Genomic DNA, 22,387 nt, shown 5'->3' on the forward strand with positions numbered 1-22,387 from the left:
AAGTTGAATGATAGATTTTGGAGACATGAGGTAGGCTGCATACTAAAATTATCTTTCTCTGATCATAGGATCAATCATTCTGTGGTGTTCTCTAACCCATGTTTTACTGGATTGTAATGGATATAATCACAATGCCGCACAAAATCAACATCATCTCGAATCCAATGTTCCCAAAATCGTCGCTGCCAAAGATTGCTCTCTCTACGTTTGTGCCGTGACTCACTCCGGTTTGCCTGCAACTTTAGCTTAGATGCTCCTTGCTTGGTGACATCGCTTTTAATCAATCGCCAACGAGTTGCATAATCACTATCATTGGGTGGTAAAGTCCAGATGCAGTGGATGTGGTCAGGTAACAACACAATGGCATTGATCGCAAAGGGATATTTTTCACGAACCTTGAGAAATGCCGAGCGCAGCAAAGGACGAGCAATATCCGTACAAAGCCACGGTTGTCTTTCATGTGTTACCTGGGTAAAGAAGTAAGTGCCGCCCTCAATCCTTATTCTGCGGTAGTTGGTCATTGAATGATGCTATATCGGATTTGTTGATTAGTTTGCCCAAATCCAGCTGATAATCCATAATTCAGCACTTTGATTACATGGGGGATGCGTTACGCTAGCGCTAACGCATCCTACAAGATTGGCGATCGCACTGAAGGGTCTTATGTCAGCATTTTTGCAGAAATAACTCATAATGTTTTTTCAAAGCATCTGGGTCTGGTTGTGCGATTTTTTCTTTTGGTAAAGACACACTCTGACCCATATATTCTATGTAGGAAGTTGCCTGCAATTCAGAAGAAATGACAATTTTATGTGTCTTAGGATGAATAGATAGCAAATGTAAATCAAAAAGAGTGTGTATATCTGCTCTTAATGGCAAACCATTAGCTATGTGATTAGTTTCAGTACCCTTATATGGAATGATATGTGCTGCTTCGAGAGCAGCTTCAGCATTACATCCCGTTATTGGACATTGATAATTATAGGCTTCTAACAACTGACGACGAAACTCTGCTTGCCCTTGTCGCTGGACAATAGAAGTAGTTACTCGCCGCCTTGCATCTTCAATATTTTCAGTATTGAAATAACCTTCAGCTTCAACTATTTGACGCTGCTCAGATAGTGTAGGCTGTTCTTTCCTCAATATTGATGAAGCAGATTTGAAGGAAAGCGGATAAGCTTCTTTAATGAGAAACTCAGAAACTTCCTCCAAATTATCAGATGGTGAAAGTTCAAAAAAGTAAGGAAAATTTCTCTCCCAAGCGTTATTAACTTTGGTTCGTTTCTGAAGATTTATAGTGGGCGGAACTTGATGTAATTCTGAATCAGGTTCAGCACGAAAATAAATTCTTACATTTGGGCTATTTTTTCGATGGTACAGGAATACAAACCGATTACCTGTTTGATGAAAGATTGCACAAGTATTCTTTGCTTCTTTGCGTTCAATATCCAAAATTTGCTTTTGCATTAAGCTAAGGAGCGCATCACAGGTTATTTGTGACTCAATATTACTATCTTCGTGGTTTGTCACAATTTACATACATACTTCAATTTTGGTACTTCAATTATCTTGCTTTATTTCGAGATCGCCAAGATACAAGATACAGTACGATCGCCCGATCTCGTAGGATGCGTTAGCGAAGCGTAACGCATTACGCAAAACCATAGTAATGTCTCCATTCTTTGGGCAGCTAATTCGTGAGCGTTTATTTCCAGCTATAGCGATCGCACTGTAAAAGGTTAAGCTAATTTGCAAGCAATGCGATCGCTGAATTAGAGATAATATTTTTATGATTCAGTAATTCTCTATCATCTATGACTCAAGCCATACCTAAGCTAGTAACCTTTGAGGAATTTGTCGATTGGCTACCCGATAATCGACGGGTGCGCTACGAACTACATAAAGGACAAATTGTTGAGATGGCACAACCAGTAGGGGAACATGAGGAAGTTAAAAGCTTTCTAGGTGTCGAAATTCCTGTTGAAATCAAACGTCTAGGATTACCCTACGGTATCCCTAACCAAGTTATAGTTAAACCTCCTGAAAAAGATTCTGGTTATTTTCCAGATGTCTTGGTGTTAAATCGTGCAAATCTGGAAAATGAACCATTGTGGAAAAAAAAATCTACCCTGAGTTTAGGTGCATCAATAGCTTTGGCAATTGAGGTTGTATCAACTAACTGGCGAGACGATTACTATTTAAAATATGCTGACTATGAAGAGATGGGTATCCCAGAATATTGGATTGTCGATTATGCTGCCTTGGGTGGACGCAATTTTATCGGCAATCCCAAACAACCGACAATCAGCGTTTGTAACTTGGTTGATGAGGAATATCAGATAAGTAAGTTTAGAGATAGCGATGCCTGCGGCAACCCCTTCGGGGAACGCATTATCTCCCAAACCTTTCCCGAATTGAATCTCACCCCAAACCAGATTTTTCAAGCTGCTGTAATCTAGCGTTTATCGTTTTGCCAATTCTGGAGTCCGTCCCTTCAAGCCAATCATCAATTTCAGCATAAACACCTTTAATACAGGAACTCGTTGCAAACACCATAAACCTAAGCGACGAACCACCACCACAGGTAAGAAGTTATTAGAAAACATCCGATCTAACAAATCGGTGAAACCTAAAATTGTCAGGTTTTCCAACTTGCGCCAGCGTTCATAACTTTTCAGAATTTGAATGTCGCCAATATCTTTACCCGCTTGGTGCGCTGCTTGGATTACTTGCGCCAAAGCTGCTGCATCCCGAATTCCCAAATTTAAACCTTGTCCACCCACAGGATGGCAATTGTGCGCCGCATCACCAATTAATGCCAGTCGGGAGAGAACATAGCGATCGCTTTGCATGAGTTGTACCTGGAATACAAAGCGATCGCCTAGTAATTCCAATTTCCCCATCTGATCGCCATAGCGACGGGTGAGTTCTGCTAAAAATTGCTCATCATCTAAGGCACACAAAGCTTTTGCTTCTTCGTGAGGGGCTGTCCACACAATGCGGCAACGGTTCTCTGGTAAAGGTAAAATCGCAAAGGGGCCGCTAGACCAAAATCTTTCGTAAGCCGTGTTGTTATGCGGTTTTTCTGGTTTGACAAATGCCACGATGCAAGACTGCCAATACTTCCAGCCGGAGGTTTTGATACCAGCAGCTTGACGAATTGGCGATCGCGCCCCATCTGCTGCTATTAGTAATTTGCTGCGAACTGTGTATAACTGATCGGCAACTTTAATATCTACCGCGACTATATCTTTCTGGTACTGCGTATTTACCACTTCAGCCGGACACAGATATGTCACATTTGGACAATCTTGGACAAACTCTTGCAAAGGCTGCAACAGTGCTTGGTGTTCTGCCACATAACCCAACTCGGCTGTATTTATATCATCTGTGGTAAATTCCACCACATTGGGATAATCGGCATCAGAAAGACGAACTCGGCAATATTTGGCGATTTGAGGCAATATTTTGTCCCAAACTCCAATTCCTTGGTAAATTAGCGCCGAAAGCTGATGAACTGCATAAGCTTGTCCCTTCGCTACCGCCACCGAAGCCACTTTCGCTTCAATCAGCAAGATACTCAAACCAGAATCTTTTAAAGCAGAGGCTAGAGTTAACCCAATAATCCCACCGCCGACAATTACCAAATCATATTCATATCCCCGCAAGTCTGGCGGTATTGGTTGAGGGGAGAGAGGTTGCTCAAGCTGCGTTAGGGCCATTGTTAAGTTAGGTTACAGCGTCTTTTACTCTTATTTTGACGCGATCGCGCCTCCTTGAGCAAGTTAATGAAAAATCCCGTTGAAAGGTAGGGATTTCAACGGGGTTAAATAATGCAGTTATTTTTTCAGATAAACCAACACTAAACTTTATTACAGAGCTACTAGAAACTGTTGCACATAATAGTAACTATTTATGAGTTTTAGGAGCTATATTTTTAGCATGATGTTTGTAATGTTTGTGGTGTTTCAGTTGTTTAACTTTGCTAGATTTTGTAGTAGCAACATGGTGGATAGTTTTAGCTTGAGCTTGAGATGCAAAAGCGGTTACAGGCGCAGCAAAAATTAAAGCCAAAAGTAAAGCTTTAGCGAACTTATTCACTTGAAATTCCTCATCAACTAATCAACAATCTAACTATCCAATAGGTATATGTCATGAGTTTGTAATTGATATGAATCTTTCATGTCTATTTTTACAACCGTAAAATATCGGAATTATAGAGAATACTTGGCTAATCAGAGTTGCTGGTATTTCCAAGTTAGATGTAACATTTTGCTCTGTGCAAATTTTGATTAAGAAATGCTAAGAGTCATCAATTCTTCTGTTATGTCGAAGTTAGCTGTGACATTTTGCACGTCATCCAAGCCTTCTAGAGTATCAATTAACTTGAAAAGCGATCGCACCTGATCTGGATCGGTAACATCTACACTATTACTAGGAATCCAGCGAAATTCGGCATCAGTTACCTTAAAGCCTTGATTTTTGAGCGTCTGACTAAGGGTTTCTAAATTGCCAATATCAGTAAAAACTTCAGCCATCTGATCTTCAGTCATCTCATAAGACTCAGCGCCGCCTTCGAGGGATGCTTCTAAAAGCTGTTCTTCGTCAACTACACCCTGCACGACACAAACACCTTTTTGGTCAAACATCCAGCTAACGCAACCTAATTCACCAAGATTGCCACCATTTTTACTAAAAGCTACACGCAAGTCAGCAGCAGTGCGATTGCGATTATCTGTGAAGGCTTCAATTAAAATCGCTACACCACCGGGGCCATAGCCTTCGTAGCGAATCGACTCAAAGATAGCGTTATCACCGCCAAAAGTGCCTGCACCTTTAGCGATCGCTCGTTCAATATTATCATTGGGGATACTCGCTGCCTTCGCCTTGTCAATTGCCGTGCGAAGTTGAAAATTCAGCGCCGGATCTGGTACGCCACTTCTAGCCGCCACAATAATCGCCCGCGATAACTGAGTGAAGGTTTTCCCCTTTTTTGCATCTACTACCGCTTTTTGGCGCTTAATATTTGCCCATTTACTATGTCCTGCCATAATCTGAAATTATCAAAACTCTATTCAAGATTAGGATATAAACGCTTGCAAAAACCATAACTTAAGATAATTGTGCAACTCTACATCAAAGTGGCAAAGTTATGTTGAAGCAGCTACGAGAATCGATCAATCATTTTAATCAACATCATGCACAATTTTTTTTCGCCTCCTCGCTATGCCAAGCGAAAAAGAAAGAAACTGTCAAATTATCTTAGGAGATTACTGCTTGTATTATTCGTAGGCATAATAGCTTTAGTTGGATGTCAAAGTATTTTACCTGTTATTAAGGAACATAAAGTAATTCATTTAACCCTGTGGCAAGGTGTAAATCCGCCGCCAAATCGGGATGTGCTGCAAAAGCTGGTAGACAAATTCAATCAATCTCACCCAGATATTCAAGTAGAGTCGCTTTATGTTGGGCAACAGGATCAGCAAACGCCCAAGATTTTAGCAGCAGTGGTAGGAAATGCACCCCCAGATTTATTGTGGTACAATCCGACGATCGCAGGTCAATTGGTAGAACTCAATGCGCTTTTATCTTTGGATGAAATGCTGGAGAAATCTCCAATCAAAGCCGAAATTGACCCCGCTTTGTATGAATCGATGAAATACAACGGTAAAATTTGGTCTGTGCCCTTTGCTACAAATAATGTTGGTATTTTTTACCGTCCAAGTTTGTTTAAGGCGGCAGGGATTACACAATTACCGCACACTTGGCAGGAGTTTGCACAAGTTGCCAAGAAATTAACTCGTGATACCAATGGTGATGGACGAACCGATCAATATGGAATGTTTCTACCTTTGGGAAAGGGGGAATTTACAGTGTTCACCTGGTTGCCGTTTATGTGGAGTGGTGGTGGTGAATTGGTGAGTGGTGATTCACAGAATGCAGCAGCAGTAAATTTGCAAAATAATCAAGGTGCGATCGCAGCTTTGCAATTCTGGCGTGATTTAATTACGGATGGTTCCGCGATTTTATCTGGACCAGAACGGGGTTATGAGACAGATGACTTGCTGGCTGGTAAAGTTGCAATGCAATTAAATGGCCCTTGGACTCTGGGGCAATTTCAAGAGACTGGTATCGATTTTGATGTTTTCCCAATTCCTGTTGGACAAAAACCTGCTACTGTTATTGGTGGTGAGAATCTCTTCTTTTTCAAAACTACACCAAAACGTGAAACAGCAGCTTTTAAGTTTGTTGAGTATGCTTTGAGTGAAGAATTTCAGACAGAATTAGCATTGGGAACTGGTTATTTACCAGTGAATTTGAAATCTCGTGAAAGTCCAAAATATCAGGATTTTATCAAAAAAATACCACAGGTGAAGGTATTTTTAGACCAAGCAAAATATGGGCGATCGCGTCCGATATTTCCTGGTTATAATCGGATTTCTGACAGTGTAGGCCGGGCGATTGAATCTGTATTGTTGGGTAAAAGTTCGCCAGCAGACTCACTCAAAGCAACCCAGCAGCGCTTAGATTTGATTTTTAAGTGAGATGGGGAATGTGTAGAGACGCGATTAATCGCGTTTATTAATCGGGGTAGATATAGTAAGGCTGACACCAGGGGCAACCGCATCTTCCAGTGGGTCAAAACCGCGAATAAATAGTGTTTATACATTTAGGTTTTAGTCTTGATCGGCTTCATTTATTCCCTGTACTTGATTTTAGCTTCCATAGAGATTGACTGTGCTTGAAAACCAAAGCTATGTTCCAGCCATGTTCTTTTTTCAAGGTATCTTGTAATTTTTCAGAAGCATTGAGGAAAAATACATCAGTAAAAGTATCAGGAATTTGTTTAATATTTGTTTCAGGAAATAATTGAATTTTTGTTTGTGGTTCTAGAAGGTAACTTATAGATAATACATTTCCCCAACCCCAATCTTTACCACACTCTAAACAAATAATTAAAGGATTTTGAAATTGCTTAATAATGTTTACCATTGGAATATTATCGGAACTATAAGCTTTATTCCACCAAGTTTTTTTCGGTAAAATAATCACACATGAGATAATTTGTAAAAAAATTAACCCAAGAAGTAATAACCTCCATAAATGCTTACGTATGTTCATCTCTGGAGATAAGAGAGTTTTTTGAGCTAATAAATAAGCCATAGCCAAATGGCATCCTAAATAAACAGGAATTGAGTATCTTATAATCACGGAACGAAGCCCACCAAAAATTACATCGGGTATCGCTTGAGTTAGTGCTGTAAATGAAATTAATATTAGAATAAAAGACCAAGTTGATTTGGGCGTTTTACGAACAAGGAAATAAACTGCATAAAATAATAAAATTACTAAGAGTCTAATAATTAAAAACCAGAGAATATTTTTTAACTGATCTGGGTAACTATACTCCGATGTTATATCAAAAAAAATACGCGCCCAATGAATCTGCCATGTATCTATTAAATTATTCAGCGGTACAATACGCTTCGACCAATTTATTGTTTCTTGAACTTTATCTGATTGAGTAATAATTAAAAATAACCAGGGAAGAAAAGCTAATATTCCAGCTAAGAATGCGCTCAGATAAGCAATCAATATTTTCCTGGCTCGGAGTCCTTGATTGACAGCTACATAAATACCTTGCCCAATTGCTACCAAACTAAACAATAAATGTGTGTATAATCCCAGCAATAAAGTGAGAGAATAAATACTCCAACTTGGTTTTGTATTTAACCTCATTGCTCTAAGCAATGCAGCACTAGATAGCAAGATATTTAGTGTATATAAACTATACATTCTTGCTTCCTGAGCATACACAAGATAAAATGGTGATACAGCTATAATGGCAATTGCTACTAAACCGACGATTTTTGATTGAAATAATTCTTGGCATAGCCAATAGAGAGCAGGAAAAATTAATAAACTTATAAAAGCAGAAAAACTTCTTGTGGCTGCGACTGTACTTCCAAAGCATTGCACCCACAAATTTGTCATCACGAAATATAGGGGTGGATGTTTTGGATCTTCTACCGCTAACCCTTTAACAATATCAATCATACTTTTTCCAACACCAGTACTTTGATATTTTTGTAATAATGTTCCAGCAGTTAATATTTGGCTATTAACTACTTCCTGCATTAAATCTGATTTGGTGTTACCATAAATTCTTAAATAAGTAAATGTTTCATCAGCCCAAGTGATTTTTCCATCAATATTAATAAATCTCATCAATATCCCTATAACTATCAAAATAATAGTTAGCAGATGGAAACTATTAAAGAATAAATCAGCATGATTTTTTTGAATTGTTTTAGATGAGTCAGGCATAAAAGCAGAGTATCAATTATTATCAATAATAATTTTTAGTTTATCAGTTTATTGGACTTGCCTTGTAGTCAGAAAATCCGTTACATCGTTTGCCACTTGTTTCAAAACTTAACCGCCTTAGCGTACACCTGTGGCAATTGGGGCAGATATAGCTCCCGATGACACAAACACAAAGTGCAAACTAAATTCTATTTAGCATTGAGGCAAGATAGACGTAATTATCAATTGATAATTTTTGCAATAACTTAGTAGTGGCTTGCTGTTAACGAAATAATAGGCATCACGGCGTTGTAGACTGTCTATAATAAATCGCGTCTTTGGCATCAGGTACGCGCATCCCGTTTAAATTATAAAAGGCTCAAGTTCGCGGTTATACCACTCATCTTCAATCCGTTCAGTAACCAACGGTCTGATGATAAACTTGGGCGGGCTACCATCCAGAACATCAATCCGCACACATGAGTAAGGTAGGCGGTTCTGAGCATTATGATCATGACGACCTACAAAAAGCGTTGAATCGGCAACTTTCCGAGTGGGTTTACCTGCAATTTCCGTAAAAGTCTCCATCAATTCAGTCCCCTTTCGCCTTTGATAGCGGGGACGATGACCACTACCACCAGAGATAATACAGTTAATGTGAGAGTCAGCAAATCCGGTATCAGTTGTACGAAGATGCTCCAAACAGTGAGCGTGACCATTTAAAATCAAATCGACTATGGGACGTTCTTTAATTAGAGAACCAAGATTTTCTGCCACTTGTTCAAACACCCAGCGCAAACGGTGACGAACTGCCAAGGTTTGTGCCTGATTCCACTTAGTAGCTTCTGTGACGAATGGCGGATGGTGGAAAAAGATTACACGTCCACGCACTTCGGAGGTGTTCCAAGATTCGATTAGTCTGCTTCGTAACCATTCAAGTTGTTCAAAGTCAATCGCAGGCATTTTATGAGATGCCAATTGTTTTTCAATATCGATTTTGATCTCGTTTATTTGGTCTAATTTGGCGCTAAGTTCATCGAGTTCTTCAGCTTCGGCGGGTTTATCTGGGTTGAGGCGATCGCATATTCCCAAAATCTGCAATTCTTCTCGATCTATTTCCTGGCGACGCTTTTGCAATTCCCGGCGGTAAATTTCCCCCTCTTCAGTTGCAGGTAAAGGTGATGGTGTATTAAAGGTATTAGAATCCAGCGCGAAAAAGTCAATCCCACCGTAACGAAAGGTGTAATAACGATTGGGTAAGCGGGTAAACTGTCCGGGTTCGTAACGCAAACACCGCCCTGTATCAGTCTTAGCAGTATAGTATCGATCTAAATGACGTTCTAATTCTTGCGGGGAAGCGATCGCTTGGGTATAGTCCATAAATGCCCGTGCATAAGCATTCCCTTGATACGAACCATGCCAGCCAATCTCGATATCTTTGTAGCGGAACAGGCGACGTAATGAAAATGTTGTGCCAGTCAATAAACGGTATATCAACGGTACATCGTAATAATCATGATTACCTGGTACTGGCAAGAATGGCATATTAAACACCATCTGGTCATAAGGAATGCTTTTCGGGTTGTCACCACCTACAAGAAATTCCCGGTAAGGCTCAATAAAGTTTGTTGAATAATATTCTTGGGAACCAACCACATAGATTACATCACCTGTGTGCAACACAAAACTGCAATCATCCCGGTGAGGCAGCATCAATTCGGCAACTTTTCGTTGGGGGTGGTGGGGAGAATGAGATTTAGTACCGGAATCACCAATAACCATAAAGGAAAATTCTGGATTATCTTCCCTGCGATCGTCAATAACCATTCTGGTTTGGTCAATTCCCCGTTGCACAAAACTTGGATGCATCCACCGCACCCGTTCCTTCATCTTTTGAATTTTTACAGGAATTGGTGGATCGGAAATCAATTTCATGGCTGATAACTCTTGAATGCTTAACGCACAAGCTGATTGTAACGAAATAATAAGGATTTTATTTAAAATTAGGACTTACGCACTCAAAATCTAAAACCCTCTCAAAAAAGCTTGGGTCTTTATCTTGTGCGATCGTAAAAGTATATGCTACTATCAATATTCGTGTGGTTAAGGACGTATAGCTCAGTTGGTTAGAGCGCTACGTTGACATCGTAGAGGTCACTGGTTCGAATCCAGTTACGTCCATTTGTTGTACAGTGTACATTCACAAATTAAATTGTGATTTAAAGCATAATATTGCCGCAACGGCAACCTTATGGTTGAAAACTTCCCCGGCAAAGTTATGGTTTAAAAATTTGACATTTAATTAAACCTGATCTTGACCATTCTGAGTGATGAATCTGCCTACCCAGAGAAATTTGTCTGTGCTTGCTGCAATGTAGCACGGACTTCTTTATATCTCAAGTATCCAGGCTTTGTCATAGACTGAGATACAAGGTTTTCGGTCGGATAGATTCCTTCATTACACAGTCTAATAGCAATCTGTTGCACTTCCTTGCGAGACAGTTCTATATTTTCCAGACGTAATGATTTGCAGTAACTCAGACGTTTAGCGGAAATAGCATGACATAAATTTGGAAAATGTTGTAGGATTGTCCTCCTATCATATCCAAGCTGCAAAGCTACTTCTCTCATTGCTGGTGGCGGGATTTCGTCACTTCTAACTACAGCCAGTAAAGCATTCTGTACCTGCTCTGAGTCAAACGACTTTGGGGATATTCTTGGTTTACGCGATCGCTGGTAAGGTGGCTTTATTGTTATTTTGATACAACTGGCAATATCTTCTGATGTGAGAAAATTTAATAAAGTGACTCTCAGAAAGTAGCAGATTCTCAGCATTAAATCAATTTGGGGTACAGCTTTACCATTTTTCCACATCCATACTGTATTTTTTGGTAGTCCAAGTAGACTGGCAAAAGCCGCTAAATTTCCCTCAGAAACCATATCTATCGCTATACTAAGAGATTTTGCAATGTTTTCTTTTGGTATTGGAGTTTTTAGATATGGGATAGCAGCAATTAATTCTCCAAGTACCTCTGCTACCCACGTTTGCCACTCCAACTCTTCTTTGGATAAAAATCCTTGCTGAGAAAATTCATCTGTAGAGGTTTTACTGTCATTTCTACCTAACCATCCACCACAATTTGAGCAGTACCCTGGTCGTGTTCTCCAAGTGAGTAGGGGTATTACGTCTTGGCAATGAGGACATATATTCTGAAGACGTTGATGATGGTAGGGACACACCTTAAAATTACTGAGGTTCCAAATTAAAGGTTCATATACAATTTCCCCTGATAAATACCAGTGTTCATAACAAGCAGAACACCATGTCTTGTGCGAATTAAACAAGCCTCTAGGGGGAATTATTTCAGCCCAATAAAGCAAGGTAAGAAAGCACAAATTGCTTTGAGATGTTAGATTTTCAAGTGAATTTACAAAATCTAGTGCCATAACTCCTGTACCATTTAAAGCTGTGGCACGATGGAAGAAGGCGCGTAAACCTCTGCTGCTGCTGTCTTTAAGAAAAATTTCTTTGAGAAATGGGGCAATTTCTCTTGATATGAGAATTCCTGGAAATACGTTGTGAGAATCTGCCAATCTAGCAATGTACCCTGTTAAGCTTTCCACCATTGTTGTTCCAACACCAATTGGTTTCAGGTGATTGAGGTGACTACGTTCCGTAATAATGGGTTTTTCTAAATCCCATAAATCATTGGTGCTTTGATGCAACATATTTAAATTGGACAAAATCTGTTAAATTTCTTATTTATTTAAGAAGACTTTTTCTCAAAATTTGTGGATTTTGAGCATTTTATTTGCCTATTTTTCATAGCCTAATTCAAGGCGAATTTGACGTAAGGCAACTTGAGCTTCTTTATTCAACATGATTCCTGGCTTACTAAGGAGTGTTCCAACACTTTTACCATGAGGGTTTTTTCCTTCTGCATGGAGTTTAAGTGCTGCTTGTCGAACATCTTCTCTTATTTCTTGAGCCAATTCCTGACGATGCGCCTGACGATAACGTAAATATCGTCCTGAAATAATATGATAGAAATCTGGAAAATGTCTGTAGATTTTGCCGTCGTCACATCCTAATCGTTGAGCCAATTGTTCCAATGAGGGAGGTGGATATTCATTTTCTACCAAGACACGAATAAGCTCTTGTCTGATTTTTTCCTGTTCATCTTTTTGGTAATTAGCATATCGGGTATTGACAGCATCAGTTAGACTGGGAAAACGTGTGTAAAAACTTGTTGTTGGTATAAATCCAAAATCTTTTATTACCTCTGCCATTGTTGGTGGAGGTAATTTTTCTAGAGATGCAATTAAAGCTTGTCGAAATAATTCCCAATCAAAGCATTGTCTTTTAGGAATATCTAACTTTTGTAGTTTCTGTTTGTGATATTGTTTGTTTATACTAGTGTTATTAATAGGATGAATTATTCCTCTAAAAAAATCTAGTGAAGGTATATCCAAAGATTCACAAATTTGTAGAGTTGTAATAAGTGTAGGAATCTTCCTACCTGAACACCATTCACCGACATTAGTTCTAGGATTACCAATAAAACGTGCAAAGTCTGTGTAATTGCCTTTGGTAGCTTGGTTAACATATTCATAAATTATTTTTCCAATTACTTCTCTACTTGGAAAAGATTCTAACTGAGGTGCAGTTGCAATTATTTTTCCAATGTTTTCTGCTACCCATATTTGCCAAGACAACTCATTTTCTGATAAACATTGAATGTCAGAATCTATTCTTGAAACAACACCAAGCCAGCCCTGGCATTTTGAGCAGTATCCCAAGCGTGTTTTTTCTTCTAATGCGAGCAATTGTTTATAGCAATGAGGACACTGAGTTTGTAGGCGTTGATGATGACGTAGACAAACTTTAATGACATCCAATGTCCAGATTAAAGGTTCGTATACTACCTGCTCTTGTTCTTGCCATTCATTGTAACAAATATGACACCAAGCTTTTATGTGTCTAGATAAGGCCTTTTGTGAAGCAATAACTTCAGCCCAAGGAAGCATTGTTAGGAAGCATAAGTCACTACGTAACGTTAGGCTTGTCAGTGCTTGAACTAAATTACTTGACATTACACCCGTTCCGTTCAACGCACCTCTTGCTTTAGAGCTTCCAATACTGCTGAAAATATAAGAATTCTTATTGGAGGTGTAGGAACTATCCTCTTGCCTAAGTATGGGAACAATCTCACTTGTAACCAACTTGCTTGTGGTAATGGAATGAGTTTCCGCTAGTCGAACCACATAACTCGTCAAGCTTTCTACATAAGGTGTTCCTAAACCTATTGGTTCTAAAGAAAACAAACGGCTACGGGGAGGGATACTTGGTTTTTCTAAACCCCACAATTCATCAGGCAGATTCAAGTTAATTTTCATACGAATCTATTCCTACTGGATCTCTTTGTGGTTTGCGTTCACCTAAGCGTTGGTTACGAGATTGAGTGGATTTCTTCTTATTTGAATTAGAGTTATAAAATTCTTCATCATCTTTGAGAAGTTCTTCCAAACGTTTTTCCCCTGATTCTGCCTCCTGACGGATTTGCTTACGTCGGGCTGGAGATAGTTCTGTCTTTTGGAAATGCTGAAGTATTAAAGTCTTGGCATCTTCTTCTAGAGAAATACGTAGCGCACGCACAAACCAGTTTTTAAGAATTCCGATGCAACCAAGAGAGTAATCTATAAAATATTCACAATGATTTTCAAGCTGTGGTTCTTTTGGAAGGGGGCAATAACGCTGAAAAGTCTGGATTACTCTGCTGTACTCAGCTAAATCCTGTGGAAACTCCTTGTGATAACGGGCAAGATGAATGTCCTGACTACGCCTACCAACTTGTCCATTTACTGTAGAACAGTTAAGTAACTCATAAGTACCAAACAAAACGTGTACTGTCTTTGTAAGATTGGCAATAGACTTAATCCAATTCATCTGGTTCAGTAACTGATGTCCACCAGCCATAGCAAAGAGATGTTGAGCCTCATCCACCATAAAAGCTTTTAACTGCCGATGAGTAAACGCCTTTTCCATTGAACGACGTAATGCTGCGGCATTGTTCTGTTTAGTCTTAGGAACAGGCTTTAAGCCACCAGACAGATCATCATAAATTGCATAATCAACCTTGTAGCTAATTAAGACTTCATTTAAGCTTTCTAAAACTCGGATGTAGTAATCTGATTGATTAAATTTACCTTGTGCTGGAGAATTAACTTCTACACCAGCTACAGCAATTAGACCAGGATTTTGGCGTAACTCCTCCAGAAATTCTTCAAGAATGAGTTTCTCCAAACGCAAACGGAGAGTTGTTTTACCAATACCCGTTGAACCAAATACAAGAAACAATGAGGTGTCAGCAGGTTCAAGGATATTAGTTTTTAGTACATTCGACACTTCCTTCAAATTTTTGTGAGGTACAGTAATCCCTTTGAAGTATGTCAATTTTTCTGAGGATGGTTTTTGTAAAAGTTCTAAAGGAAATGGTCTTTGGTTGCTCATTACCACAATTCCTCATCTTCATAGGGTTTAATCTCATTCAAATCAACAACATCATCGTCTGTTGTATTCACTTCGCTGTCAGTACAATCTTCATCTGGCAAGCTATGTATAGCCTGTGAGATATTGGTTTTTGGAGAAGTATTGGGTAAAACTGATTTACTTTCAATTAAGTCACGGACATCTTTTACTGCTAAATCGCGCTGACGCTGAAGCAGCAATTCCTCATGTGATTCTGCATTTTTCAGCAGTGTCGCAATACTCTCTACCCCAGATGCAATACCTTTTTTGTGAAGCTGTCTTTTCCGCGCGGCAATTGTATTAGCAATCATTACCTCTCGCTCTGAGTGACCTTGAAATTTGTTGTAGTGCTTAGAAATACAGCGTATCCACTGTCCCTGAACATAGGCATAAGCAGTGCCATAATCGAAGGGGTCATAACGTATTGGTACTTGTTTGCCTTCAATATCTGGACGAAGAAATGAATCATCTATAGACCAGTAATCTTGACCATTAATCCTTACTCCCGTGCCAGCTTGAACTTTTGCTGTCCCTTTAGATGTTGAAGGTAAAGTCAAAATTCTGAACTGCTCATCATAAAGAATCTTTTGATGGGGACGAGAGCCACTATGAGCAAGTCCAAGAGCAAAGGCTTCACCTGGAGAAAGTCCTTCTAGAGCAGGATGTTTTTTTTGCTCATATACTCCGTAACAATATCCGTTAGCAAAGTAGTCATAAAATTCATCAAGTGTCCAAACAGCCAAATTTTTTGGATTATTTGCTTTCTTAACTAGACGAACGTGTTTTGTAATCTGAGTATTACCTTTTAAGTTGTTGATGAATTGTGTATTGTTTGTACCGAACCAACGCTCAATAATAGAGCTAAATTTCGGCATATCTGCTGGTCGGTGCTTCTTATTGGTTTCAAACCGAGCTAAAAGTGTATCAAAATAAATGCTTTTAAATTCTTTACCGTTATCAACTACGATAGTCTCAGGAAAGCGTCCAAGACGTTGTACACATATTCGCATTACCATCATACAAGAGCGGTAACTAGGCGCATCGAAAGTGGTATAAACTCCAAGAATTCTTCTACTAAAGGCATCAATCATAGCTGTTACCCAAGGTCTGCCAAGATTCATACCTGTGGATGCACATACCATTTCGATATCGAGTAAGGTATGGTCAATATGTACAATTTCCAAAGGGCGATCGCCATGTCGAGGTGTCTGGAGATTTAACTGCAAGGGTGGTGTTTTTTGGTTAGCAGCACGAGAACCTTGTCGTTTCTTCGTTTGTACATAACCCGAACGATATTTCACCATTTCATAAAAAGTTGTATGGCTGGGAATAGGTTCAATCATCCCTGCTTCTTCCCACTCGTCAATCAGTGTTTGGTAAACTGACCACACATTCTTTTGTGTAAACGTTTCGTAGTGTTCTTCGATTATCTTGTAGATGAATTCTCTTGCTTGCTCTGAATATCTAGCAGTACGATTTCCTTTAGCTTGTCTATTATCTATCAGACCAATAAAGCCACTGCCGTATTTTTGTTGAGCATCTCGGAATTTAGCTTTCCAGTATCGGATGGTACGCTCAGAATAAACCTGGTCTGATGATTGTGTAGGTTTTCCATACAGGTAAGGTGCGATCGCTTGGTAGCGATGATTGGCAACTTCTAGGACTTCGGGACTAGCTTTCAAAAACTGTTCCCATCCCTGTGACTTAATACTTGATGCTTCTTGGTTTTGCACAGCAGTTATCTCCCCAAGTTCCACTAGCTTATGGAATCCAGCATGGGTTAGTCCGATAGGATTATCTTCTCCACTCAACCAAATTTTGGTATCTCCTATTGCTGTAATTGTTAAAGCTTTGCCATCCCAAAGAAGGGATGATCCAACATCAACATCAATAATTTTTAGTTGATCTGCTACTGCCTGCGTACAAGATTTAACGACAACAGTGTAAGCTTCTGCTGTTAATTGATCACGAAAGATATTTACTCTTTTTTGCTCCATTAAAGGTGCAGCACTTAAGTCAATGTATAGCTGATTAGCTGCAATGAGGGCATTAATATCATCAATAGTCGCTTCTTTTGCTTCTTCACGTAGTTGGGCCAAGCTGATGCCTGGATTGGAAGTGACAATTGAAACTAAATTACCAGCAATTTCTGGAGTTACCGTATAGTTCTTATCAAGATATCCTTTGAGATATTTAATGTTACGGTACTTAATCCAGTTAATCTCAGCATCTGAACGAAGGCGATAGTAAAATCCTAATTTCTTTGCATACTCTTCAGCAGGAGGACTATGCCAGAGATTATCTTCTCCCCGAAGATAACGGTTTGGCTGATTAACAGCTAACTTCTCCAAAGTTTTTTCTGGTTTCCACTCTTCAAAACCAAGTGAATTTTGACGGATAACAAAAAAATCTGGTATATGAGCAGAGGTATTATTCTTTCCATTCTTAGATTCGTATTTCAATGTAAATTGAAATGCCTGATCCCAATATTCCAGAACGTCGTTGTCATACTCATAGAAAAGCTCGATAGCTACAAGTTCAACTGTATGAGACTCAAATTGTATAGTTCTGCCCATCTTCTGGCTAGAATGGAAACCAATGACGTTTCTACCTGCACTACTTACTCTTCTTAATGGTTCTGATGAGCGGATTTGCTCTACTATCTTTTGAGTATTATCTGGTATATTTAATGCTAGCAATTGTAACTTTAACTCAGTATAATTCAGCATTAAAGCTCCTTTTTGTTAGAAATACATCATTACAAAAATGCTAATTGGAGTTTGTAAGCTATTTTGAATGACAAGAAAGATAAATATTTTTTTTAAATAAAGCTATTAACATTTGTCAGTTTGCAAGATTTTATGTTGATTATTTTCTTTAGGTGAAATCTTATCTTTGATCTAAAGAATACACAGTTATTTTATTTGAAAAAACTATCTTTATAAAAATTAATATTACTAATAAATAAAGACATCCATGTGTCTGTAAAACACATGGATGTCTTTTTTAAATAAAAATATTAGGCAATACCAGTTTTAGTTTTTGTACGCTATGGGATACAGAATTACCCAATCATTAATGAGTAGCATGATACCCAACCTTTCAAATAAGTTGAGTATTTAAGCTTACCTATTTTTTGCAATCAAATAGGATTGCTATGGTGATAAATTTTTAGAATTTTGGTTTTAAATTACTTGTTATCCTAAAAACGTCCTATAAATTAGCTCATATGCCTGCTGGGCAAGAAAGATAGGTTTTAATCTTAACTTTTTAGTTTTTGGCGAAAATCTAGGTTGTAACTACCTGAAACCCTTGATTTTAAAAGCAAGTTCCTAATTTTAGTTTAAACTTTAGCTTAATACATACGGAAGAGCCAAAATTTTTGGAAATCAGCAGGATTATAGCAATCTAAAAAATGATTGCGACAAATAGATTGCTGAAACGCTTACCAGTAAAGCATTTCACAGTCAAAAATTATATTAGATTTGTTATTAACGCAAAAAATAATATTTGAGATCAGTAATAATATTGTGCTAAACAGTGTATTTCAAGATTTATGGCTTTAATATTTTTGATTTCTTATACCACTGGGTTAGCACAAGCAATTTCCTAGTTGTTCAAGCAAAGTCTGGCGATCTAGATTTCGTCCAATCAGCAATAGCTCATTTTTGGGATTATCTTTCCACTCGTCATCATCAAGGTTAAACCGCTTACCGCACAAGTGAAAAATATGCTTTTTGGGACTTTCATGGAACCACATTATTCCTTTAGCGCGGAAAACGGCGTTAGGTAATTGATTATCCAAGAAATTTTGAAATTTTCTGATGGCAAAAGGTTTGTCGCTCTGGAAGAAGACTGAGGTGAAAGCATCATCAATATCAAAATATTTATCAGAATCAAATAAGTCTACATTAAGAATTAAAGGTAGTGGTACTTGCGATCGCTGGGTACGGATGATTCTCGCACCTTCTTTGACTTCGTTGATTTTTCGTTCTAATTCGCTCAGAGTATCTTCATCAACCAAATCTGTCTTATTCAACAGAATAATATCACCACAGGCAATTTGACTGTATGCTGCTTGAGAGTTGAATAAATCTAAGCTGTAATTTGTTGCATCTACTACAGTGATAATTGAATCAAGTCGAGTTAAATCGCGCAATTCTGTGCCAAGGAAAGTTAACGCAATTGGTAAGGGATCTGCCAAACCTGTGGTTTCAACAATTAAGTAGTCTATTTGTTCTTTTCGTTCTAAAACTCTATACACTAATGTAACCAAGTCATCCTGTAATTCATGATCATTTATACTAAATATACATTTATGCTTATTCGTCTTCTTCTGTTCATTTATATTTTGATTCTGAGAAATAACAATATGATTCCATTTAAGATTAATACTAATCTCTCCAAACTCAGCGACTAAAATAGCAACTTTTGTATTTTCTTTACAGATATTTGCAAGTATTTCGTTAATCAATGTACTTTTTCCACTGCCTAAAAAGCCAGTGATAATGGTGACAGGTAGACCCATTTTAGGAAAATTTTGAATAAATTCCGCAAAAATTTGTTTTTCTTTATTTCGTTTTATATCTTTCAGAAATAAACTTTTTAGAACTTCTTTTCTTTGTTGTTCTATTTCTTGTTCTCTATCTTTAATATTTTTTAATTCTTGAATCCAATTAGATGCTATCTGCCATACTTGTGTGTGTTTTGCCTTTATATCGGTAAGTAAATCTTCTTGTAAATTAATGCTTTGTTTGTCAAATTGTTGAAATACCTGTATAGCTTGTTGTTCTACCTTCTCTAGAGCAAGGCGAACTTTGCGAATATCTAGCAATTGACTAGCTGCAAAAAATTTATGCTCCTGAACACTCAAGTTTCTTTCTCGAACAAATATCAACGTCTTTTGTAAATCTTCTCCGTATAAAAGTTTTGATTCATCTTCACAATTAGAAGCCAACCAAGCAATTACAGCTTCCGCATGAGGCCACAATACTTTGAACCAATTTTCTACCCAACTTTTGTTGAATATAGACTCGTAAATAGGATTAGCTACTTTTAATTGATTCTGTACTTTAGCAACTAATCCTAGTCTAAGTAACTCTAATTGCTCTAAACTCTCATCTACTGCTATTACTCCTTGGTGTAAAATTTGTTTATAAACTTCTAATGTCCAAAAAGAATGTGGTTTCTCTATGAGTAAATAATTATAAATTTTCTTCACCTCTTCTAAAGACTCTTGATTTTCCCAGTCTTCGATTATTTGCGTTTTTATAATTCTTTCAAATTCTTCAACTTCCTTAATAGTATTATTAATAATGAAGTGACATAGATTTATAGTTAAACTGGGATTTACGTGAGTCCAATAAAATATTTTTTGAATAAGGGCTTGAGGATTATTAACATTTTTTGCTAATGCTGTAGTTGCTGCTATGAGTTTGGTTTTTTCAGTGTCATCGAGAATTATCAATGCTAATTTTAGCGTATCTAATACTTGGCTAACAATCAAAAATTCATGCTCTTCAATAGTTAAAGTTTTGCTTTCTGCCCAAATCAAAGCATCTTGTAACGACTGACCAATTAACAGATGTAATTCATCCTTAGTTTCCATCCAAGCCTCAAATTGTGGCGCAAATTGTCGCCAATCATTTATTACTTGATTAACCCAGGGTAAATTAAAGATTGCGGCATATATGCGATTATAAATTATTAACTTATTTTGTTGCTGAATCACTAAGCCAGACTGTAACAGTTCCGTTTGTTCTGGTGAGTTGTCTTCTGCAATTTCTCCTTGCTGTAAAAGTTGTTGATAAAGCCGCAGAATATTAGGAACTAATTTTTTATTTCTGAGCAGACGACTACGAATTGGTGTGAAAAATTTTGCAGTTTCTTGATTTTCCCAATTGGCGATTATATGGGTTTGGACTAATTCTTCAATCTTTACAGCTTCAGTACCTTCAGGAATAACAGATTTGTCATTAGCAATTAGCTGACCAAGCTTTTCGCTCAAAACAGGTTGGCCACCTGTCCATGAAAGAATCTCTTGAATTATGATGTCAGGATTGGTAAATTTACAAAGCAAACCTTTAAGCGTGGCGGAATTTGCCTTTCTCATTTCTTCTATATCTAATTCTCGACTAGCTCTCAAAAATTGGTTATCATCATCACTTAAACTTTTTCCTTCTGCCCATTTTAGTGCTTCTTGTAGTGCTTTTCCTTGCAATAAACGGGAGTCATCTTGGCGATTAGACGCTAACCAAGCATTTAGGGATTCATCGTAAGGACGTAGTTTTGCTAATTCTTGCCTAATCCAATTGCCATCAAAGACTGTTGAATATATGTTGTTAGAAACTTTTAATTGATTCTGTTCCTTAACAATTAATCCTGACAAACGCAATTCGGTTTCTTCAGTGCTATTACTTGGCTGTAATTGTTGTGATTTTAAAATATTTTGATAGAGTCCAAGAATAAGACCAGCACGTTGCTTATTATTGAGGATGCGATCGCGTATCGTCCGTAAATGCTCTGGCTCATCTTGTGCTTCCCAATTTTCAATCAGATGCTTCTTTACTAGATTCTCAACCCATTGCGTTGCACTATCATCAAAAATTTCCGTTTCTGTATTGCGTATCAATTGACACAGTTTTTGCGTGAGAAACGGTTGTCCTCCAGTCCAATACAAAACTTCTGCCAGCAGTGATTTTCCGTTACAGAATTTATCTTCTAATCCTTTGACTAAAGGTTCAACTTCTGCTAATTTAAACCCATGTAACTCAACAACCTCACCAATATTAAATGGCGTTTGTTTTTTGTCTCTAATTAAATCAGATGGAGTCGCTACACCCAGTAAGGCAAATGTCAGCCGTTTTAAACTAGGGTTATCAACACGCTGATTTTGGAAAAACCTAATAAGAGAGAAAAAATCATCGGCTGAAAAATCTTGACTTAGCACACTGTCAATTTCGTCAATGAAAATAACAATTGGTTGGTCAATTTTTACTACCAACACTTCTGTGATAAAGGCTCTCAAACACGTCACTGCATCAAGAGATTGCCGCTTTTGTTGCCACCATGTCTGCCAATCAAAATCAAATCTGTTTTCTAAATGAAAGCTTTCTACCAAAGCATAAACAATACCTCCATACCACTGCTCTAATGTAACTTTACGACCAATTCCGGTTAGGTCAATTACGCCACAAGCTATCCCCTGTGCTTTTAAACTTTGCATTGTCTGTACCCGCAAGCTAGACTTACCCATCTGCCGGGAGTTCAGCACATAACAAAGTTTGCCAGCCTGTAATTTTTGGTAAAACTCTTCATCCGCTTGTCGCTTGACATAGCTAGGAGCATCAACTGGAAGGCTTGCTCCGACCTGATAGAAGCTAGAATTGCTTTGTGTCATCGTTTAACTTCCTGACAGGACACGGCGGAAGTACTGACGGTAAAGTAGGCAACGAGGTATCCCGGATTTCTCACAAACAATAAAAAATCCATTCACAGCACTCGAACTAAGACATTTTTTTGATACATCATCAATTGGAAATTAAGTGAGTA

At 38.1% G+C, this 22,387-nt stretch carries 14 protein-coding genes, 1 tRNA gene and 1 pseudogene; 3 read left to right on the plus strand and 13 right to left on the minus strand.

The features are described from left to right. Window positions 1–74: 74 nt before the first annotated feature. Window positions 75–521 carry an REP-associated tyrosine transposase gene (locus V7K69_RS22390; RefSeq protein WP_335038369.1) on the minus strand — a complete coding sequence of 149 codons (447 nt, stop codon included), beginning with the start codon at window positions 519–521 and terminating at the stop codon, window positions 75–77. Window positions 522–666: 145 nt separating this feature from the next. Beyond that, the gene (locus tag V7K69_RS22395; RefSeq protein WP_335038371.1) at window positions 667–1,530 is read right to left on the minus strand and encodes an HNH endonuclease; all 864 of its coding nucleotides are present in this window, start codon (window positions 1,528–1,530) and stop codon (window positions 667–669) included. A 284-nt stretch (window positions 1,531–1,814) separates the two neighbouring features. On the opposite strand from V7K69_RS22395, the gene V7K69_RS22400 reads away from it, so the two are divergent. Next, window positions 1,815–2,459, plus strand: coding sequence for a Uma2 family endonuclease (locus V7K69_RS22400; protein ID WP_335038374.1), 645 nt, complete (start codon window positions 1,815–1,817; stop codon window positions 2,457–2,459). Between the two features lie 3 nt (window positions 2,460–2,462). Here V7K69_RS22400 and V7K69_RS22405 read toward each other — a convergent pair whose 3' ends face one another. The 3 genes from V7K69_RS22405 to V7K69_RS22415 all read right to left on the minus strand — a co-directional run bounded on the left by V7K69_RS22405 (window position 2,463) and on the right by V7K69_RS22415 (window position 5,051). Next, entirely contained in the window at window positions 2,463–3,722 is a 1,260-nt protein-coding gene (locus V7K69_RS22405) for an FAD-dependent hydroxylase (protein ID WP_335038376.1), read from the minus strand. Window positions 3,723–3,909: 187 nt separating this feature from the next. After that, the gene (locus tag V7K69_RS22410; protein WP_335038379.1) at window positions 3,910–4,101 is read right to left on the minus strand and encodes a hypothetical protein; all 192 of its coding nucleotides are present in this window, start codon (window positions 4,099–4,101) and stop codon (window positions 3,910–3,912) included. A gap of 191 nt (window positions 4,102–4,292) precedes the next feature. Further along, a complete protein-coding gene (locus V7K69_RS22415; protein ID WP_335038381.1) occupies window positions 4,293–5,051 on the minus strand; it encodes a YebC/PmpR family DNA-binding transcriptional regulator in 759 nt (252 codons plus the stop codon). A 147-nt stretch (window positions 5,052–5,198) separates the two neighbouring features. Here V7K69_RS22415 and V7K69_RS22420 point away from each other — a divergent pair, with 147 nt between their 5' ends. After that, window positions 5,199–6,545 (plus strand): ABC transporter substrate-binding protein, encoded by a 1,347-nt coding sequence (locus V7K69_RS22420; RefSeq protein WP_335038383.1) that lies wholly within the window; start codon window positions 5,199–5,201, stop codon window positions 6,543–6,545. A 148-nt stretch (window positions 6,546–6,693) separates the two neighbouring features. Here the strand turns inward: V7K69_RS22420 and V7K69_RS22425 are convergent, their stop codons facing one another. Together V7K69_RS22425 and V7K69_RS22430 are read right to left on the minus strand one after the other, a co-directional pair. Then, the gene (locus V7K69_RS22425; RefSeq protein ID WP_335038385.1) at window positions 6,694–8,328 is read right to left on the minus strand and encodes a glycosyltransferase family 39 protein; all 1,635 of its coding nucleotides are present in this window, start codon (window positions 8,326–8,328) and stop codon (window positions 6,694–6,696) included. A 342-nt stretch (window positions 8,329–8,670) separates the two neighbouring features. After that, complete coding sequence (locus V7K69_RS22430) at window positions 8,671–10,242, minus strand: metallophosphoesterase family protein (protein WP_335038387.1); 1,572 nt, start codon at window positions 10,240–10,242, stop codon at window positions 8,671–8,673. 172 nt (window positions 10,243–10,414) lie between these two features. Here V7K69_RS22430 and V7K69_RS22435 point away from each other — a divergent pair. Continuing rightward, a tRNA-Val gene (locus V7K69_RS22435) sits at window positions 10,415–10,488 on the plus strand. Window positions 10,489–10,647: 159 nt separating this feature from the next. Here V7K69_RS22435 and V7K69_RS22440 read toward each other — a convergent pair. The 6 genes and pseudogenes from V7K69_RS22440 to V7K69_RS22465 form a co-directional block, all read right to left on the minus strand. Next, the gene (locus tag V7K69_RS22440) at window positions 10,648–12,036 is read right to left on the minus strand and encodes a TniQ family protein (protein WP_335038389.1); all 1,389 of its coding nucleotides are present in this window, start codon (window positions 12,034–12,036) and stop codon (window positions 10,648–10,650) included. A gap of 87 nt (window positions 12,037–12,123) precedes the next feature. Beyond that, window positions 12,124–13,704 carry a TniQ family protein gene (locus V7K69_RS22445; protein ID WP_335038391.1) on the minus strand — a complete coding sequence of 527 codons (1,581 nt, stop codon included), beginning with the start codon at window positions 13,702–13,704 and terminating at the stop codon, window positions 12,124–12,126. Then, the gene (locus tag V7K69_RS22450) at window positions 13,694–14,818 is read right to left on the minus strand and encodes an ATP-binding protein (protein WP_335038393.1); all 1,125 of its coding nucleotides are present in this window, start codon (window positions 14,816–14,818) and stop codon (window positions 13,694–13,696) included. The genes V7K69_RS22445 and V7K69_RS22450 overlap by 11 nt, the downstream gene beginning before the upstream one ends. After that, window positions 14,818–17,565, minus strand: coding sequence for a Mu transposase C-terminal domain-containing protein (locus tag V7K69_RS22455; RefSeq protein ID WP_335038395.1), 2,748 nt, complete (start codon window positions 17,563–17,565; stop codon window positions 14,818–14,820). Before V7K69_RS22455 ends, V7K69_RS22450 begins: the two co-directional genes overlap by 1 nt. Before the next feature lie 863 nt (window positions 17,566–18,428). Further along, on the minus strand, window positions 18,429–19,364 hold the full coding sequence (locus V7K69_RS22460; RefSeq protein WP_335038397.1) for a CobW family GTP-binding protein: 936 nt from the start codon (window positions 19,362–19,364) through the stop codon (window positions 18,429–18,431). A 1,803-nt stretch (window positions 19,365–21,167) separates the two neighbouring features. Then, a pseudogene (locus V7K69_RS22465) lies at window positions 21,168–22,235 on the minus strand (AAA-like domain-containing protein); the annotation flags it as partial. Window positions 22,236–22,387 lie beyond the last annotated feature (152 nt).

The organism is Nostoc sp. (genome assembly GCF_036917775.1).
Lineage (GTDB): Bacteria > Cyanobacteriota > Cyanobacteriia > Cyanobacteriales > Nostocaceae > Nostoc.

Bases quoted from the DNA above. Each gene is read 5' to 3' on its own strand.
- V7K69_RS22390 (WP_335038369.1), bottom strand. From the start codon at position 521: ATGACCAACTACCGCAGAATAAGGATTGAGGGCGGCACTTACTTCTTT.
- V7K69_RS22400 (WP_335038374.1), top strand. From the start codon at position 1,815: ATGACTCAAGCCATACCTAAGCTAGTAACCTTTGAGGAATTTGTCGAT.
- V7K69_RS22405 (WP_335038376.1), bottom strand. From the start codon at position 3,722: ATGGCCCTAACGCAGCTTGAGCAACCTCTCTCCCCTCAACCAATACCG.
- V7K69_RS22415 (WP_335038381.1), bottom strand. From the start codon at position 5,051: ATGGCAGGACATAGTAAATGGGCAAATATTAAGCGCCAAAAAGCGGTA.
- V7K69_RS22420 (WP_335038383.1), top strand. From the start codon at position 5,199: ATGCACAATTTTTTTTCGCCTCCTCGCTATGCCAAGCGAAAAAGAAAG.
- V7K69_RS22425 (WP_335038385.1), bottom strand. From the start codon at position 8,328: ATGCCTGACTCATCTAAAACAATTCAAAAAAATCATGCTGATTTATTC.
- V7K69_RS22430 (WP_335038387.1), bottom strand. From the start codon at position 10,242: ATGAAATTGATTTCCGATCCACCAATTCCTGTAAAAATTCAAAAGATG.
- V7K69_RS22440 (WP_335038389.1), bottom strand. From the start codon at position 12,036: ATGTTGCATCAAAGCACCAATGATTTATGGGATTTAGAAAAACCCATT.
- V7K69_RS22445 (WP_335038391.1), bottom strand. From the start codon at position 13,704: ATGAAAATTAACTTGAATCTGCCTGATGAATTGTGGGGTTTAGAAAAA.
- V7K69_RS22450 (WP_335038393.1), bottom strand. From the start codon at position 14,818: ATGAGCAACCAAAGACCATTTCCTTTAGAACTTTTACAAAAACCATCC.
- V7K69_RS22455 (WP_335038395.1), bottom strand. From the start codon at position 17,565: ATGCTGAATTATACTGAGTTAAAGTTACAATTGCTAGCATTAAATATA.
- V7K69_RS22460 (WP_335038397.1), bottom strand. From the start codon at position 19,364: ATGGGTCTACCTGTCACCATTATCACTGGCTTTTTAGGCAGTGGAAAA.